The 16,950-nt window shown below is 71.0% G+C and carries 16 protein-coding genes; 8 read left to right on the top strand and 8 right to left on the bottom strand.

The annotated features are described in order from the left end of the window. Nucleotides 1–2: 2 nt before the first annotated feature. Nucleotides 3–2,063, bottom strand: coding sequence for a streptophobe family protein (locus ACFY9E_RS32930; protein WP_390990296.1), 2,061 nt, complete (start codon nt 2,061–2,063; stop codon nt 3–5). A 241-nt stretch (nt 2,064–2,304) separates the two neighbouring features. On the opposite strand from ACFY9E_RS32930, the gene ACFY9E_RS32925 reads away from it, so the two are divergent. Then, entirely contained in the window at nt 2,305–4,842 is a 2,538-nt protein-coding gene (locus ACFY9E_RS32925) for an FHA domain-containing protein (RefSeq protein WP_390990293.1), read from the top strand. A 90-nt stretch (nt 4,843–4,932) separates the two neighbouring features. Here ACFY9E_RS32925 and ACFY9E_RS32920 read toward each other — a convergent pair whose 3' ends face one another. From ACFY9E_RS32920 to ACFY9E_RS32910, 3 genes are all read right to left on the bottom strand, one after another. Continuing rightward, a complete protein-coding gene (locus ACFY9E_RS32920; protein WP_390990290.1) occupies nt 4,933–5,661 on the bottom strand; it encodes a transglycosylase SLT domain-containing protein in 729 nt (242 codons plus the stop codon). A 342-nt stretch (nt 5,662–6,003) separates the two neighbouring features. Then, nucleotides 6,004–7,047, bottom strand: a complete 1,044-nt coding sequence (locus ACFY9E_RS32915; RefSeq protein WP_390990288.1) for an S-adenosylmethionine:tRNA ribosyltransferase-isomerase — start codon at nt 7,045–7,047, stop codon at nt 6,004–6,006. After that, on the bottom strand, nt 7,044–7,742 hold the full coding sequence (locus tag ACFY9E_RS32910; protein ID WP_390990286.1) for an SDR family NAD(P)-dependent oxidoreductase: 699 nt from the start codon (nt 7,740–7,742) through the stop codon (nt 7,044–7,046). Before ACFY9E_RS32910 ends, ACFY9E_RS32915 begins: the two co-directional genes overlap by 4 nt. A gap of 236 nt (nt 7,743–7,978) precedes the next feature. On the opposite strand from ACFY9E_RS32910, the gene ACFY9E_RS32905 reads away from it, so the two are divergent. The 3 genes from ACFY9E_RS32905 to ACFY9E_RS32895 all read left to right on the top strand — a co-directional run bounded on the left by ACFY9E_RS32905 (nt 7,979) and on the right by ACFY9E_RS32895 (nt 10,157). Then, nucleotides 7,979–9,124: a GAF domain-containing protein gene (locus ACFY9E_RS32905; RefSeq protein WP_390990284.1), complete on the top strand. Its 1,146-nt coding sequence runs from the start codon at nt 7,979–7,981 to the stop codon at nt 9,122–9,124. Then, the gene (locus ACFY9E_RS32900; RefSeq protein ID WP_390990282.1) at nt 9,117–9,758 is read left to right on the top strand and encodes a response regulator; all 642 of its coding nucleotides are present in this window, start codon (nt 9,117–9,119) and stop codon (nt 9,756–9,758) included. The genes ACFY9E_RS32905 and ACFY9E_RS32900 overlap by 8 nt, the downstream gene beginning before the upstream one ends. Before the next feature lie 156 nt (nt 9,759–9,914). Continuing rightward, a complete protein-coding gene (locus ACFY9E_RS32895) occupies nt 9,915–10,157 on the top strand; it encodes a chaplin (RefSeq protein ID WP_030852293.1) in 243 nt (80 codons plus the stop codon). Nucleotides 10,158–10,278: 121 nt separating this feature from the next. Here ACFY9E_RS32895 and ACFY9E_RS32890 read toward each other — a convergent pair whose 3' ends face one another. Then, complete coding sequence (locus ACFY9E_RS32890; protein ID WP_390990281.1) at nt 10,279–11,067, bottom strand: hypothetical protein; 789 nt, start codon at nt 11,065–11,067, stop codon at nt 10,279–10,281. A gap of 161 nt (nt 11,068–11,228) precedes the next feature. Between ACFY9E_RS32890 and ACFY9E_RS32885 the strand changes: the two genes are divergently transcribed. The 3 genes from ACFY9E_RS32885 (at nt 11,229) to ACFY9E_RS32875 (ending at nt 13,646) form a co-directional block, all read left to right on the top strand. Further along, entirely contained in the window at nt 11,229–12,026 is a 798-nt protein-coding gene (locus ACFY9E_RS32885; protein ID WP_390990280.1) for an ATP-binding cassette domain-containing protein, read from the top strand. 95 nt (nt 12,027–12,121) lie between these two features. Further along, complete coding sequence (locus ACFY9E_RS32880; protein ID WP_390990278.1) at nt 12,122–12,553, top strand: NfeD family protein; 432 nt, start codon at nt 12,122–12,124, stop codon at nt 12,551–12,553. A gap of 133 nt (nt 12,554–12,686) precedes the next feature. Continuing rightward, on the top strand, nt 12,687–13,646 hold the full coding sequence (locus ACFY9E_RS32875) for an SPFH domain-containing protein (RefSeq protein WP_390990276.1): 960 nt from the start codon (nt 12,687–12,689) through the stop codon (nt 13,644–13,646). 67 nt (nt 13,647–13,713) lie between these two features. On the opposite strand, the gene ACFY9E_RS32870 is transcribed toward ACFY9E_RS32875, so the two are convergent. The 3 genes from ACFY9E_RS32870 to ACFY9E_RS32860 all read right to left on the bottom strand — a co-directional run bounded on the left by ACFY9E_RS32870 (nt 13,714) and on the right by ACFY9E_RS32860 (nt 15,806). Further along, nucleotides 13,714–14,220 (bottom strand): HNH endonuclease, encoded by a 507-nt coding sequence (locus tag ACFY9E_RS32870; RefSeq protein ID WP_390990273.1) that lies wholly within the window; start codon nt 14,218–14,220, stop codon nt 13,714–13,716. Nucleotides 14,221–14,430: 210 nt separating this feature from the next. After that, the gene (locus ACFY9E_RS32865; RefSeq protein ID WP_390990271.1) at nt 14,431–14,970 is read right to left on the bottom strand and encodes a YbhB/YbcL family Raf kinase inhibitor-like protein; all 540 of its coding nucleotides are present in this window, start codon (nt 14,968–14,970) and stop codon (nt 14,431–14,433) included. A gap of 53 nt (nt 14,971–15,023) precedes the next feature. Beyond that, on the bottom strand, nt 15,024–15,806 hold the full coding sequence (locus ACFY9E_RS32860) for a sporulation protein (RefSeq protein ID WP_390990268.1): 783 nt from the start codon (nt 15,804–15,806) through the stop codon (nt 15,024–15,026). A 144-nt stretch (nt 15,807–15,950) separates the two neighbouring features. Here ACFY9E_RS32860 and ACFY9E_RS32855 point away from each other — a divergent pair, with 144 nt between their 5' ends. Then, nucleotides 15,951–16,592, top strand: coding sequence for a DNA-3-methyladenine glycosylase (locus tag ACFY9E_RS32855; RefSeq protein WP_390990265.1), 642 nt, complete (start codon nt 15,951–15,953; stop codon nt 16,590–16,592). The last annotated feature ends 358 nt before the right edge of the window (nt 16,593–16,950 follow it).

Here is a 16,950-nt window from a genome sequence, read left to right as displayed (position 1 = left end):
GCTCACCTCCCACCCCGCGGCTTCCGCGGCGGCGGAGGAGGCGGCGGAGGCGGCGGCCCGTCGTCGGGCCGCGCGGGCGGCCCGTTCCCGCCCCTCGGCCCCGGCGCCTGCCGGGGACCACGCGGCGGCGGGCCGACGGGCCGCACGACGGTGGGAGCGCCGTAGACGTCGCCGGGGGCGGAGGGCTTCTCGTCCGCTGGGGTGCCGTACTCGGGCCCGGACCCGGCATCGAAGGGACGCTCCGCCCCGGGCGGCCGAGCGTCCTCCGCTTCCCGCAGCTCCTCCGGCACCCGGAGGTAGGGATTGGTGCCCGGGTTGGGCGGCCGGTACGGCGTACCAGGTGCGTACGGCCCAGCCTCCTCGGCCTCCGAAGCCCACCCGCCTCGCGCACCGGGCCACCCGGCGCCAGGGTCGTTCCCGGGTCGCCGTGCCGCGTCGCCGGGCCCTGGCACACCATGCCCTGCCGGCGTGGGGCCGCCCGGTGCGTCGGTCTGCCCGCCACCGGGGTCGTTGCCGGTCCGCCGTGTCGCGTGGCCGGGCCGTGGCCACGCCCGCCCGTCGCCCACGTCGCAGCCCACCGTCCCGGAGCCGCTCCAGGTCTCCGCTTCCCCGGCCCCGGCCCCGTGCTCGGCCCACTCGGCACCCGCCACGGCCTCCGGCCCGGCCGCCCCGGCGAACCCCTCTCCCCGAGCCGGCGCCGTAGCGCGTCGTCCCGCCGCCCCGGATGCCCAGGCGAGCGATGCCCCGACGGCCCCGGCCCCCGCGCCCCACACCGCGCCCAGGAGCAGGGCCGTGCCGAGGTGGCCGTGCAGTGCGATGCCCGCGCCGAACGCGTCGAAGCCGAGCACGGACAGGGAGGCGGTCACGGACACGTCCGTCAGCCAGGCCAGCAACGGCAGGGCGAGCGCGGTCGCGACCCCCAGCCGCACCGCACACCGGCCGGCGAAACGAAACCCACCCGTCCCTTCCCCGGCCGGCGTCCGCACCCCGGCCAGCACCCCCGCCAGCAGCATCGTCAACGCTGCGGCCACCCCCAGCAGCCACACCCGCCCGTCCAGCTCGGCCAGCCGGCCCAGCGTCACCGGCTGGTCGGCCCCAGCGCCGAGGAGGTCGTCCAGCGGGTCCGGCAGGAAGCGGGTCAGTTCGCCCGTCGCGCGCCCGTCCCACGTCACGAACAGGCCGATCGGGATGCCCAGCCACACCCCGTTCGGCGCCCCGAGCAGCGCCGCGCCGGCGATACGCGCCGGATGGTCGTCGCCGATCGCCGCGTACGCCGCCGCCGCGAACCCCGCCACCACCGCCACCAGCAGAACGGTCACCACCGCGGACACGGCCGGCCGGACGACCCGGTGCACGGCCTCCCAGCCCGGCGGCAGCGGCGTGCGGCGCGAGGCCAGCAGGGCGATGACCAGAATCCCGGCCGACCAGCCGAGCCCGCCCAGCAGCGTCGGCGCCGTGTCGACCGTGAAGCCGACCGCGGCCCGCGCGTCGACCAGGTCGCCGAGCCGGTCCGGCAGCAGCCCGCCGATGTCTCCCAGGCCCGGGATCTCGACGCCGCCGCTCCCGCCGGTCACGTCGTCCAGGCCCAGCGACCCCCCGTCGATCGTGATGACGTCGTGACCCGCCCACGCGAGCCCGCCCAGCATCGCCACGAACAGCGCCACCACCGTCCCCGCCCGCGCGAGCAGTTCGGCGGGTGAGATCACAACTCCCGCCGCCCGCAAGGACCGTAGGAAGAACCACGACAGCAGCACCGCCCCGACCAGGCTCACCCCCAGTGGCGTGATCTCGATGGCCGTGTCCGCCTCCGCGCCCGTGAGGCCGAACGCCGACACATCACCGGACGGTGTGACCGACCCACCCGCCCCGAGAGCCACCACCGCCGCGGTCATCGGCCCCAACGACCCGGCCGTGTCCGCCTCCAGCAGCCGCAGGCCGAGCGCCGCCGTCCCGGCCATCCCGATCAACGCCCAGCTCACAGCGGCGACGGCGGACATCAGCACGTCCCCCCACGGCACGCGCGCATGGCCGCTCGTGCGCTCGGTACCTGTCGCAGCACTCATGGCAGACCCCCCGATCCGCTGCGCGGCGGGAACACCGCGCATGTCCCCCTCGCGTCGAAATACCACTCTCCGGTCCGGTTTCAACCCCGTCAACGGAATCGGCCGACGCGTCCGGACGCGGTCTTCACAAGGCCCGACTTTCGGTCAGAGGCCAGCTCCTGAAATAGTTCCCCCCGATGTTCGACATCCCTAGACTCCCCATGTCGGGGGTAAATCGGGGGACAACTCAGTGGGGCATGGAGTGCCGGAACTCGTACTGGAATCAAACGGACGTACCTGGACGCTAGATCCGTCCAGGCCATACACCCTCGGACGTGATCCGCAGGGGGACGTCGTCTTCGACGACGCCAGGGTCTCCTGGCGTCACGCCACGGTCAGCTTCAACGGCCGCAGTTGGGTCATCGAGGACCACGGCAGCACCAACGGCACGTTCGTGCAGGGGCAGCGCATCCATCACATGGAGCTCGGCCCCGGCTCGGCCGTCAACCTGGGCAACGCGACCGACGGCCCGCGCCTGAGCCTGTCCGGCGCCGCGGCCTCCGTCGCCACGCCGCAGGCCGAGCCCCAGCAGCAGCCGTACGCGGCGCAGGGCGCGAACCCCGGCTGGGGCCAGCAGGCCCCGGCCCAGCAGCCACCGCACCAGCAGCCGCAGCAGCAGGCCCCCCAGGCCGGCTGGCAGCAGCCGCAGCAGGCCGCGGCGCACATCCCGCAGCAGCAGGGTCCCGGCGGTGTCGCGGGGGCGCCGCCGGTCTACGGCGACCGCAGCCCGACCACGTTCCACGAGTTCTCCCTCGGCCGTGTGATGCGCATCGGCCGTGCCCTGGAGAACGAGCTGGTCGTCTCCGACCTGCAGGTCTCCCGGCACCACGCCGAGTTCCACGCGACGCCCGACGGGCGTATGGAGATCCGCGACCTCGGCTCCCACAACGGCACGTACGTCAACGGCCAGCCGATCGCCAAGGGCGGCTCGCAGCTGCTCGGCCCGACCGACGTCGTCGGCGTCGGCCACTCGACGTTCCGTATCGTCGGCGACCGGCTCGAGGAGTTCGTCGACACCGGTGAGGTGTCCTTCTCCGCCCGCCACCTGACCGTCACGGTCGACGGCGGCAAGCAGATCCTCAAGGACGTCTCCTTCGGCGTCCCGGAGAAGTCGCTGATCGCGGTCATCGGCCCGTCCGGCTCCGGCAAGTCGACCCTGCTCAAGGCGCTCACCGGCTACCGCCCCGCCAACCAGGGCGAGGTGCTGTACGACAACCGGAACCTCTACAAGCAGTTCGCCGAGCTGCGCCAGCGCATCGGTCTGGTCCCGCAGGACGACATCCTGCACAAGGAGCTGACCGTCAAGAAGGCCCTCAAGTACGCGGCCAAGCTGCGCTTCCCGGCCGACACCACGGGCGCCGAGCGCGAGGCCCGCATCGACGAGGTGCTGCGCGAGCTCAAGCTCGACATCCACAAGGACAAGAAGGTCACGTCCCTCTCCGGCGGCCAGCGCAAGCGCGTCTCGGTCGCCCTTGAGCTGCTGACCAAGCCGTCGCTGATCTTCCTGGACGAGCCGACCTCCGGCCTCGACCCGGGCATGGACCGCGACGTCATGCAGCTGCTGCGCGGCCTGGCCGACGACGGCCGTACGGTCCTCGTCGTCACCCACTCGGTGGCCGAGCTGGCGATCTGCGACAAGCTGCTGGTGATGGCGCCCGGCGGCTCGGTCGCCTACTTCGGCCCGCCCGAGGAGGCGCTGAACTTCTTCGGCTACGACACCTGGGCCGATGTCTTCTCCGCCTTCGAGAACTACCGCGACTACGACTGGGCGGGCCGCTGGAAGGGCTCGCAGCACTACCAGATGTACGCCGCGGACATCGACGCCGTTGCGCCGCAGTCCGTACAGGTTCCGCAGATGCAGGCGATGAAGCCGCCGAAGCCGCAGGGCTGGATGTCCCAGTTCGTCACGCTTGTCCGGCGCTATGTCTCGGTGATCGTGTCCGACAAGGGCTTCCTCGCCCTGATGGTGATCCTGCCGGCCGTGCTCGGCGCGGTCAGTCTGCTCATCGACGCCGACAAGGGCCTGCTGCCGAACCCCGTCAACCCGCAGACCGGCCGGATCATCCCGAACGGCACGGCCACCACGGTCCTGCTGATCCTCGCGGTCGGCGCCTGCTTCGCGGGTGCGGCGAACTCGGTCCGAGAGCTGATCAAGGAACGCGTCATCTACGAGCGGGAGCGTGCCACCGGCCTCTCGCGTTCGGCGTACCTGATGTCCAAGGTGTTCGTGCTCGGCATGATCACCGTGCTCCAGGGCCTGCTGGTCGGCGTCATCGGCTTCTCCAGCCGCGAGATCCCCGAGGAGGGTCTCGTCTTCGGCAGCGCCACGCTGCTGGAGCTGTCCGTGCCGATCATGGCGCTGGGCTTCACCTCGATGATGTTCGGCCTGATCATCTCCTCGCTGGTGAAGACCGCCGAGAAGACCATGCCGCTGCTGGTGATGTTCGCCATCATCCAGGTCGTCTTCACCGGCTGCCTGTTCGCGCTGCACGGCTCGATCGGCGTCAACCAGTTCTCGTTCCTGATGCCGTCGCGCTGGGCGGTCGCCGCCTCCGGTGCCACGCTGGACTTCAACAAGATCAGCCCGCCCGAGACGGCCGGCGACACCGACCCGCTGTGGGAGCACACGGCAGGGGCCTGGGCCATGGACATGGGCGCGCTCCTCGTCCTCGGCGTGATCTGCGGCTTCTTCGTGGCCCGCTTCCTGCGCCGCCACGAGCCCGAGGTCATGCGCAAGTAGTCACCGCCGTACCACGCCCGAAGGGCGGCACCCCGTCAGGAGGGTGCCGCCCTTCGGCGTCCGTACAGCGAGCAGAGGTCCGCGCCGGCCTCAGTACGCGCTGTCGACGTTGTCCATCGAGCCGTACTTGTCGGCCGCGTAGTTGCAGGCGGCGGTGATGTTGGCTACCGGGTCGTAGATGTCCCAGGAGGTGCCGGGGACGTGCCAGTGCTTGAAGGTCGGCGGGATGACCTGGAGCAGGCCCTTCGACGGGATGCCGTTGATGGCGTTGATGTCCCAGTTGTTGATCGCCTTCGGGTTGCCCGAGGACTCCCGCATGATGTTGCGGTGGATGCCGTCGTAGGACGCGGGGATGTCGTGCTTCTTCAGGATGGCGAGCGACTCGCGGATCCAGCCGTCGAGGTTGTTCGGGTAGCTCTTGACGGCGGCCTTCTTGACCTGGGCGCGCTTGGCGTCGCGGCTCGCGGCCTCCTTGGCCTTGCGCGCGGCCTCGGCCTTCTTCTTCGCCGCCTCGGCGGCGGCCTTCTTCTTGGCGGCGGCCGCGGCGTCGGCCTTCTTCTTCGCCGCGATCTGCTCCGCCTTCAGGCTGGCGCCGGCCATCTGGTCCGTGACGCTCGCCTTGACGTCCTTGATCTGCTGGTTGCTGTACGCCACCGCAGCCGGCTGAGCGGCCTCGGTCGTGGTCTTGGTCGAGGCGCCGCTCGGTACCGCGGAGACTCCGATGGCGACGGCGCCGAGGGTGGCGACACCGGCCATGGCGATCTTGTGGTGACGGGTCAGGCTACGACTCTGAACACGGCTGAAGATGTTCTTGGGCATGCTGCTGTGGACCTCTTCGAATAGCGCGGGAGTCGCTCGGCGTCCGGCGTTGGACTCGGTGTGTTTCCGACACAAACGCCGCGGAGGTGAACCCACGGCGCTGAGCGACGTCGCCAATTCTTAGCGGCCGCAAAATGGCGTGGCAAAGGTGTGACGTACGAAGGAAGATAGTGGATCAGGGAGGGGTAAACCGGGGCAGATTGGACTTCTTGGCCGCTCAAAAGGTGCGGCTTTGTCTCCTACGCACTTTCGTACGTGACGTGCGCCCTATGCGCGGGCTCACATCGGGCGACATGCGTTCTCACGGCCCGTTGCACAAGCGATGCTCAGTGTGAGGACTGTTCACCGCAGCACGAGGTGTACGTCCCCGAACTCGTGCCAGAGGTACCGGCCCTGGAGCGCGGCCCGGTACCCCCGCTCGATCGCCACCCGCCCCGCGACGGCCTCCAGCAACAGCAGATGGGAGGCCTCCGGCTCGTGCAGCCCGGTCAGCAGCCCGTCCACCACCCGCACCCCGCGCTCCGGCGTGACGACGAGATCCGTCCACCCCGCACGGGCGCGTACGGCACCGTCGGCGCCCACCGCCGACTCCACCGCCCGCACCGCCGTCGTCCCGACCGCCACGACCCGGCCCCCACCGGCCCGCACGGCGTTGATCAGCCGCGCGGACGCCTCGGGCACCGCGAAACGCTCCGGGTACGGCGGCTCGTGCGCCTCCGCCGAGGCCACCCCCGTGTGCAGCGTGACCGGCGCGAACTGCACCCCCCGGCTCACCAGCTCCGCCACCAGCCGTGCCGTGAAGGGCCGCGCCGCGCTCGGCATCTCCGCACTGCCCGTCCCGTCCGCCGACGGCAGCGCGAACACCGTCTGGTAGGCGGACAGCGGCTGGTCCCGCTCCGTATAGGCGTAGCGAACGGGCCGCCCGTACTCCCGCAGCAGCCCCGGCACCCCCGGTCCGGACACCCGCGCCCACCACAGCCGCTCGCTCCGCCCGCTCAGCGGCTCCTCCAGAACCAGCCGTACACCCCCCGGCAGGCACACCTCCCTCCCCGCGGGCCCACCCGCACGCGCGCGCGTGGTGCCGCGCCCGTCGGGCTCCCGCAGCTCCACCGCCCAGCGGCCGTCGTCCCCGCGCGTGGAGAAGTGCACCACCACACGCGCGTGCCCCGTCCATCCGTCCACGGCCGCCGCCAGCGTGGCCGAGGTGTTGACCACGAGCAGATCCCCGGCCCGCAACAGCAGCGGCAGCTCCGTGAACGCGTGATGCGCCACCTCGGCACCCCGCGACACCAGCATCCGTACGGAGTCCCGATCCAGCCCTCGGCCCCGCTGCTCGACCGGCACCCGCGCCGACAGCTCCTCCGGCACCCGCACCGCCAGTGTCATCGGACCCCGCCCAGCAGCGCCGGAGCCCCATAGCGCCCGCTCACCGGACGCTCGTCCAGCAGTCGCAGGAACCCCGGCACCACGGTGGCCGGCTCGGGCCGCGGGTCCCGGTCGTCCGGTACGGCCGCCGCGTACAGGTCCGTGGCCATGTCCCCGGGATCCACCGCCCAGACCCGAAGCCCCGGCTCCTCCACGGCGAGCACCGCCAGCAGATGGTCCAGGGCCGCCTTGGACGCCCCGTAACCGCCCCAGGTCTCATAGGCCTCGGCGGCCGCGTCCGAGCTGACCGCGACGACGCTGCCCGTCCGCGAGGCCCGCAGCAGCGGCAGCGCCTCCTGGACCAGACCCAGCCCCGCCACCAGGTTCACCTCCAGCGCCCGGCGCAGCCCGTCCAGCGCCAGCTCCGCCAACCGCACCAGCGGCTCGGCGCCCAGCGCGCTCGCGTTGTGCACCAGCAGGTCGACGCCGCCCAGCCGCCGGGCCGCCGACACCACCTCCGCCCGGTGCGCCGCGTCCGTGACGTCCCCGGCCACGGCGGTCACACGCGTGCCGTGCGCGCGGACCGCCCCGGCCGTGTCCGCCAGCGCCTCGGCGCCCCTGGCGTCGAGCACCAGGTCCCAGCCCCGCCCTGCCAGGGCCTCGGCCAGGGCCCGGCCCAGCCCTTTCGAGGCTCCGGTGATGATCGCAACCGGCATGATCAGCTCCCTCTACGTGATCGACGTGCCCTCACCGTAGGAACCGGGCCGGCCGGACCACCTCGGACGCGGGCCGCAGTCCGCCGGGTCCCTTCGCCCTACGCCACGGGTCCGGCGCCCCCGGACCTACATCTCGGCAATCGGCCCTCTCGGTCTCGCGGCCTAGGCCCACCGGCCGGGCGCCCGCCGCCACTGGTCCGATCCGCGCTGTCACAGCCCGCCGGTACCGTGAGGACATGAGTCACGGTCCCCGGTCCGGCCTCGCCGCGGTGAGCTCCGCGTTGCTGGCCATGAGCAGGCATCTCGAGGTGCGCGACGTCCTCAAGACGATCGTCGCCTCGGCCCGCGAGCTGCTCGACGCGCAGTACGCCGCGCTCGGTGTCCCGGACGACCACGGCGGCTTCGCCCAGTTCGTCGTCGACGGCGTCAGCGAGGAACAGTGGAAGGCCATCGGCCCCCTCCCGCGCCAGCACGGCATCCTCGCCGCGATGCTGCACGAGGCCAGGGCCGAGCGCCTCGCGGACGTCCGCAAGGACCCCCGCTTCGAGGGCTGGCCGAAGGCCCACCCCGACTTGGTCGACTTCCTGGGCCTGCCGATCCGTGACGGCGACGAGGTCATCGGCGCACTGTTCCTCGCGAACAAGAACTGCCCTAAACCCGAGGGCGGTTGCGGCTTCACGGCGGACGACGAGGAGCTGCTCGGCATCCTCGCCCAGCACGCCGCGATCGCCCTCACCAACGCCCGCCTCTACGAGCGCAGCCGCGAGCTGACCATCGCCGAGGAGCGCTCCCGCCTCGCCCACGAACTGCACGACGCGGTCAGCCAGAAGCTGTTCTCCCTGCGCCTGACCGCCCAGGCCGCGGCCCGGCTGGTCGACCGGGACCCCTCCCGCGCCAAGGGCGAACTCCAGCAGGTGGCCGTCCTCGCCGCCGAGGCCGCCGACGAACTGCGCGCCGCGGTCGTCGAGTTGCGTCCCGCCGCCCTCGACGAGGACGGCCTCGTGGCGACCCTCCGGACGCAGATCCAGGTCCTCGACCGCGCCCACAGCGCCCGCGTCACCTTCGCCGGCCACGGCGTGAAGGCTCTGCCCGCCTCCCAGGAGGAGGCCGTTCTGCGCGTCGCCCAGGAGGCCCTGCACAACGCCCTGCGCCACTCCGGCGCCGACCACGTCGACGTGACCCTGGACCGCCGCGGCAGCGGAGCCGTCCTGCGGGTCGCGGACGACGGCGGCGGTTTCGACCCGAGCGTGGTCCGCCGCGCCGGGCGTCATCTGGGCCTGGTCTCGATGCGGGACCGGGCGAGCGGCGCCGGCGGCACGCTGACCGTGGAATCGGCGCCCGGCAAGGGCACCGTGATCGAGATGGAGGTCCCCGGTGGCTGACGCAATCAGGGTGCTGCTCGTCGACGACCACCAGGTGGTCCGACGGGGCCTGCGCACCTTCCTCGAAGTGCAGGACGACATCGAGGTCGTCGGCGAGGCGGCGGACGGCGCCGAAGGAGTGGACCGCGCCGAGGAGTTGCGGCCCGACGTCATCCTCATGGACGTCAAGATGCCGGGCATGGACGGCGTCGACGCCCTGCGCAGACTCCGCGAGCTGGACAACCCCGCGCGCGTGCTGGTCGTCACCAGCTTCACCGAGCAGCGCACGGTGGTCCCGGCCCTGCGTGCCGGCGCCGCCGGGTACGTCTACAAGGACGTCGACCCCGACGCCCTCGCCGGAGCCATCCGCTCGGTCCACGCCGGGCACATCCTCCTCCAGCCGGAGGTCGCCGGCGCCCTGCTGGCGCAGGAGGAGACCAACTCCGGCACGGGCAGGGCCGGTTCGCTCACCGAGCGGGAGCGCGAGGTCCTCGGCCTCATAGCGGACGGCCGCTCCAACCGCGAGATCGCCCGCGCGCTCGTCCTGTCCGAGAAAACGGTCAAGACCCATGTCTCGAACATCCTGATGAAGCTCGACCTGGCCGACCGGACGCAGGCCGCGCTGTGGGCCGTTCGCCATGGCGTGACCGGCTGATCCGCTCATCGCACGACAACGCGGAAGGTTGCGTTCCGGACCGAGATTCATACTGTCGTGGGAACGTCCCCCGGATGGCGCAACCTCGGTGGATCGCCGCCGTTCTCCAGTGCGTGCTGCGGCGCCTGCCGCGGCAATCGCAAGGAGGGCTCAGAAGTGAAGAACCTGAAGAAGGCAGCGGCCGTGACGATGGTGACGGGTGGCCTGCTGGCCGCCGGCGCGGGCATGGCCTCCGCCACCAGCGCGCACGCCGACGGCCAGGCCGTGGGCTCCCCGGGCGTCGGCTCGGGCAACGTCGTCCAGGCCCCGGTGCACGTCCCGGTCAACGTGTCCGGCAACAGCGTGAACGTCGTGGGCATCCTGAACCCGGCCTTCGGCAACCTCGCCGTCAACCACTGACGCTCCACCTCCGTCTCCGAGCCGGAGGTGACACCGGCCTCCCGGTCCTGCCCGGGAGGCCGGTCAGTCGTGTACGGCCTCGCCCGGCCCCTCACGGCGCCGGGCACCGCGAAGCCCTCGCTCAGCGAACCCCGCGCTCCCGCTCCTCCACCACGGAGTTGTACGCCGCGACCTGCGCGCGCCGGGCCGTCCGCTCCACCGGCCGCAACGCCTCCTGCCGCGCGAAGATCTCGGACGAACTCACCGCGCCCCCGTGCCCGCTCTCCGTCGCCACGGTGATGAGCGTCCCCACCCGCTGCGCCAGCTCCAGCACCCGCACCGCCCGCGGCGGATACCCCGGCGCCAGGACCTCCCGCCCCCGCTCGGCCCGCGCCCGGTACGCGTCGATCGCCGCCTCCGCCACCGGCCCCGACCCGGCCACATCCAGCCGCGTCAGCACCTCCGTGGCATCCCGCAGGGCCTCCGCAAGCTCCCGCTCCGCCTCGCCCAGCGAGGGCACATCCGCGGGCGGCGCCTCCCGCACGGGCAGCACATGCCACACCACCTCGACGTGCACATCACCCTCGGGCCCGGCCTCGTACACCTCCGGCACCAGTCCGAACGCCGCCCCGTAACAGAGCACCGCCTGCTCGGCCTCCAGCGCCCGCGCGTTGAACTCCGGTGGCCCGCTCAGCCCCAGTGGATGCCCCGGCGCCGGCAGCGCGACCCGCAGCCCGGTCACCCCGAGCGCCCGCAGCCGCCCCAGCGCCAGAGTGAGCCCGACCTGGCCCGACTCACCCGGCAGCCCCTCCACCCGGTGCACCGCGTCCTCGCCGACGATCGCGAGCACAGCGTCATCCGGAGAGACATGTCCGGCCAAAAGGGCATTTCCCCAAGCTGCGAGACGTCCAGCACGTGGTTCCGAGAGCATGCCTCCACCCTAGGACCCTCCAAGGACCGGACCGAGGGAATGTGCGGGCCGGCCGGTGGCGTAGATTTCATGGAGGGCTGCGCCCACCGGCGCGGCGGACCGAGCCACAGGCTTACGCGACAGCCGAGACCGGCCACACTGCAAGGGGAGACAACGCGCTCATGAGCGATGTTCTGGAGCTTCAGGACGTATCCGTGGTCCGCGAGGGCCGGGCTCTGGTGGACCAGGTCTCCTGGTCGGTCAAGGAGGGCGAGCGCTGGGTCATCCTCGGCCCGAACGGCGCCGGCAAGACCACCCTCCTCAACCTCGCTTCCACCTACCTCTTCCCCAGCGCGGGCACCGCCGCCATTCTCGGCGAGACCCTCGGCCGCCCCGGCACCGACGTCTTCGAGCTGCGCCCCCGCATCGGCATGGCCGGCATCGCCATGAGCGAGAAGCTCCCCAAGCGCCAGACGGTCCTGGAGACGGTCCTGACCGCCGCGTACGGCATGACCGCCACCTGGCACGAGGACTACGAGGACATCGACGAGCAGCGCGCCCGCGCCTTCCTCGACCGCCTCGGCATGAGCGAGTACCTGGACCGCAGGTTCGGCACCCTCTCCGAGGGCGAGCGCAAGCGCACCCTGATCGCCCGCGCCCTGATGACCGACCCCGAGCTGCTCCTGCTCGACGAGCCCGCCGCCGGCCTCGACCTCGGCGGCCGCGAGGACCTGGTCCGCCGACTCGGCCGCCTCGCACTCGACCCGATCGCCCCCTCGATGCTCATGGTCACCCACCACGTCGAGGAGATCCCCCCGGGCTTCACCCACGTCCTCATGATCCGCCAGGGCAAGGTCCTCGCCGCCGGCCCGCTGGAGCTCGAACTCACCTCCCGCAACCTCTCCCTCTGCTTCGGACTCCCGCTCGTCGTCGAACAGTCGGGCGAGCGCTGGACCGCGCAGGGCCTCCCGCTCTCCTGATCCGGCCCCGCGCCGCGCAAATCCCCGACCCGGAACGGCATTTCGCACGCTGGGCGCCCTGTCGGCGACAGGGCCCGCGGACCTACCATGACCATGTGGAAATCGACGCATGGCTGTGGTGGCTGATCGGCGCGGCAGCGCTCGGCATCGCGCTCGTGGTCACCGCGATGCCCGAACTCGCGATGCTGGCGGTGGGCGCCGTCGCCGCGGCGGTGGTCACCGGCGTCTTCGGCGGCGGAGCCGTCGCCCAGGTCGTCGTCTTCGCCGCCATCTCGACCGCGGGCATCGCCGTCGTACGGCCCATCGCGAACCGGCATCGCGCCCAGCGGCCCCAATTCGCCTCGGGTGTCGACGCGTTGAAGGGAAGACAAGCCGTCGTCCTGGAACGCGTCGACTCCTCCGGCGGCCGCATCAAGCTGGCCGGGGAGGTCTGGTCGGCCCGCGCCCTCGACACCGACCACGCTTACGAAGTGGGCCAGGAAGTGGATGTCGTGGACATCGAGGGAGCCACAGCGATCGTCATGTGACCTCGCACGACGTAACTGGAGTGAACTCCTCGCCAGCTACGCGACGGTCTGTCAGACTCGACCAGCAAGATCTTCGACAACCACAAGATCTGCCGAAGGCGCCGAAGCGGAGAAGGGATACGGGGAAACGACGATGGAACCGGTCATCATCGTCCTGATCATTCTGGTGGTGTTGGTCTTCATCGCCCTGATCAAGACGATCCAAGTCATCCCACAGGCCAGCGCGGCCATCGTCGAGCGCTTCGGGCGCTACACACGGACACTCAACGCGGGCCTCAACATCGTCGTCCCGTTCATCGACACCATCCGCAACCGCATCGACCTGCGCGAACAGGTCGTGCCCTTCCCGCCGCAGCCGGTGATCACCCAGGACAACCTGGTCGTGAACATCGACACCGTCATCTACTACCAGGTGACCGACGCCCGGGCCGCGACGTACGAAGTCGCCAGCTACATCCAGGCGATCGAGCAGCTCACGGTCACCACGCTCCGCAACATCATCGGTGGCATGGACCTGGAGCGGACCCTGACCTCCCGCGAGGAGATCAACGCGGCCCTGCGCGGCGTCCTCGACGAGGCCACCGGCAAGTGGGGCATCCGCGTCAACCGCGTCGAACTCAAGGCGATCGAACCGCCCACCTCCATCCAGGACTCGATGGAGAAGCAGATGCGCGCCGACCGCGACAAGCGCGCCGCCATCCTCCAGGCCGAAGGTGTCCGGCAGTCCGAGATCCTGCGCGCCGAGGGTGAGAAGCAGTCCCAGATCCTGCGCGCCGAGGGTGAGGCCAAGGCCGCCGCCCTGCGCGCCGAGGGCGAGGCCCAGGCCGTCCGCACGGTCTTCGAGGCCATCCACGCCGGCGACCCGGACCAGAAGCTTCTCTCCTACCAGTACCTCCAGATGCTCCCCAAGATCGCCGAGGGCGACGCCAACAAGCTCTGGATCGTCCCCAGCGAGATCGGCGACGCCCTCAAGGGCCTCTCCGGAGCCATGGGCAACTTCGGTGGCCTCGGCGGCGGTTCCGGCGGCAACGGCGGCGCGTCCTCGGGCGGCGTCCCCGCCCAGGAACGCCGCGAGAAGCCGTCCATCGACTGACCCGGCAGGCACGCACGAAGGGGCCCGCTTCCCCAGGGAAGCGGGCCCCTTTCGTACGACGACGGCTCTAGGCCGCTGGCTGGGCCAGCCAGCCCGGCAGCGCGTCGAAGTCGTCCTGCCCCAGCGCCAGCAGCATCGCGTCCGCCGGAGTCGGCTCGAACGGCTGCCGCAGCAGCGGCATCCCCGCCTCCTCCGGAGTCCGGTTCGCCTTACGGTGATTGTCCTGCGCACACGAGGCCACCGTGTTCAGCCACGTGTCCTGACCACCCTGCGACCGCGGCACCACGTGGTCCACGGTCGTCGCCCGCCTCCCGCAGTACGCGCACCGGTGCCGGTCCCTGACCAGCACACCCCGCCGTGACCACGGCGCTTGTCTTCGGAACGGCACCCGTACGTACTGGCAGAGCCTGATCACACGGGGCGCCGGTATGTCGACCGCAGCTCCCCGCATCCGCAGTTCGGGGTGGGCCTGCTCGACGACGGCCTTGTCCTGAAGCACCAGAACGACGGCTCGGTTCAACGTCACCGTCGACAGCGGCTCGAAGCTCGCGTTCAGTACCAGCGTGTCCCGCATACCAGCCCACCTCCCGTGTGCACCGGCCCACCCCCTGGCGGGCTGGGATCAACTCTGGCCGGGCACGCCGAGATGGACAACGCAATATCTGCTGCTCCCACAGGGGGCGACCCCCGCGACCCCCGGCAACAAAAATGCCCGCTCCTGATCAATTCCAAGACCAGGAGCGGGCAAACGTTCCATGAACGCCGGGATCGCCCGGCGGCTTGCTCAGCCCTCGGCGGGCACCTCGTACTCACCGATCAGCTGGGCCCGCCCGATCGTGTGGAACCGCAGGTTGAAGCCGACGGCGGCGGGCGAGGCGTCCGCATCCGGACCGAGCTTCTCCTGGTCCACGGCGTACACCGTGAACACGTACCGGTGCGGCCCGTCCCCGGGCGGCGGAGCGGCCCCGCCGAACTCCTTGCCGCCGTAGTCGTTACGAGCGTGGATCGCGCCTTCCGGCAGCCCCTCGAACGTGCCGCTGCCCGCACCCACCGGCAGCTCGGTCACCGACGCCGGGATGTCGAACAGCACCCAGTGCCAGAACCCGCTGCCCGTCGGGGCGTCGGGGTCGTAGCAGGTCACGGCGAAGCTCTTGGTCTCGGGCGGGAAGCCCTCCCACCGCAGCTGCGGCGAGGTGTTACCGGCCGCGTAGACCTGAGCGTCCTTGAGCGCCGCGCCTTCCTCGACGTCCTCGCTCGTCACCGTGAACGACGCGACGGGCGGATGGAAGTCGTGGGGGAGCGGCCGCCGCTTGAGCTCGGTCACCTCGGTACCTCCTGATCGTTTCTTGCAGTCGCCCCCGAGCCTAGGGCCTGTCCCTAGAACCAGTTGCGCTTGCTGCCGACCTCGGAGAGCCACTGGTTGAGGTACGCGGTCCAGTCGGTCCCCTGGTAGTCGTTGAGACCCACCTGGAAGGACCGGAAGGTGTCGCTGCCCTCGCTGAACAGCCCCGGCTTCTTGTCCATCTCCAGCACCACGTCCATGGCGTTCTGGTCGGCCACGAAGCTCAGCTCGACCTGGTTGAGTCCCCGGTACTGCTGCGGCGGGTAGAACTCGATCTCCTGGTAGAACGGCAGCTTCTGCCGCGTGCCCCGGATGACACCGCGCTCCATGTCCGCGTTCTTGAACCGGAAGCCCAGCTGGAGGAAGGCGTCGAGGATCGCCTTCTGCGCCGGCAGCGGGTGCACGTTGACCGGGTCCAGGTCACCGGAGTCCACCGCACGCGCGATCTCCAGCTCGGTCGACACCCCGATGTTCATGCCGCGCAGGGCCTGACCGTCGATCATCGTGATCGGCGTCTCCCACGGGATCTCGAGGCCGAACTGCACCGCGTGCACGGCGTTCGCCTGGAGCTCGAACGCCCCGCCCAGCCGCGACTTCGTGAACTCGATGTCCTGCTTGTACTCCTGGTCGCCGCTCTCCACCTCGACCTTGGCCTGCAGCCCGACCGAGAGCCCCTCGATCTGCTGGTTGACGGAGCCGCCCTGGATCCGCACCTCACCCTGGACGACCCCGCCCGGGACGACGTTGACCTCGTGCAGCACCGTCTCGACCGAAGCCCCGCCGGCCCCCAGGCTCGCGAGCAGCTTCTTGAACGCCATGTCTCTCCCTCTCGCCCACTACGGGTGGATCCCTGATCCCTACAAACGCGATCCGGCCGTGGCCGGTTCCATGCCCCACCCTGGCAAGGCCGGTGACCGACGGCCACCCCGCCGCACCATTCGTCTCCAGTACCCTCGGACGGCATGATCGCGACCCCCGACCGTACGCCCCTGCCCAGGGAGTTCTTCGACCGGCCCGTCCTCGATGTCGCCCCCGACCTGCTCGGCCGCATCCTGGTACGCAGCACCCCGGACGGTCCGATCGCCCTCCGCCTCACCGAGGTCGAGGCCTACGACGGTGCCGATGACCCCGGCTCCCACGCCTTCCGCGGCCGTACGGCCCGCAACGGCGTGATGTTCGGTCCGCCCGGTCATGTGTACGTCTACTTCACCTATGGCATGTGGTTCTGCATGAACCTGGTCTGTGGCCCCGAGGGGAGGGCGAGTGCGGTCCTGCTCCGCGCCGGCGAGATCATCGAGGGCGCCGAGCTGGCCCGCACCCGTCGACTCTCGGCCCGCAACGACAAGGAACTGGCCAAAGGCCCGGCCCGTCTCGCCACGGCCCTGAACGTGGACCGCTCCCTGGACGGAACGGACGCGTGCACCGCCGAAGACACCCCGCTGCGCATGCTGACCGGCACTCCCGTCCCCTCCGACCAGGTACTCAACGGTCCCCGCACCGGTGTCGGCGGTGACGGGGCCGTGCACCCCTGGCGCTTCTGGGTGGCCAACGACCCGACGGTGAGCCCGTATCGAGCCCATGTGCCCAGGCGCCGCCGAAGTTGACGCGCCCTGCCAGGGTGCGTAATGTAGTCCGAGCCGTTGAGCCGGGTATGGCTATCGCCAGCAACCGGAAGCGGCCAAACCACTACCTAGCGACTCCCCTCAGCAGGGGCGAATTCGGCGTGCCCGCATGCCCGAATTCGACGCCGACGGACTCGATTATGAGTCGGACGGGGAATCCGCTAACGTAGTGAATGTCGAAAGGCCGACGAGCGAAAGCCCAGGTCGAACGGCAAATCCCGCCGACAGGGAATCGGATCGAAAAGGATCTGATAGAGTCGGAAACGCAAGACCGAAGGGAAGCCCGGAGGAAAGCCCGAGAGGGTGAGTACAAAGGAAGCGACCGTTCCTTGAGAACTCA

The organism is Streptomyces sp. NPDC012466 (assembly GCF_042955215.1).
GTDB lineage: Bacteria > Actinomycetota > Actinomycetes > Streptomycetales > Streptomycetaceae > Streptomyces.
This window is presented reverse-complemented; position numbering and strand designations above follow the sequence as displayed.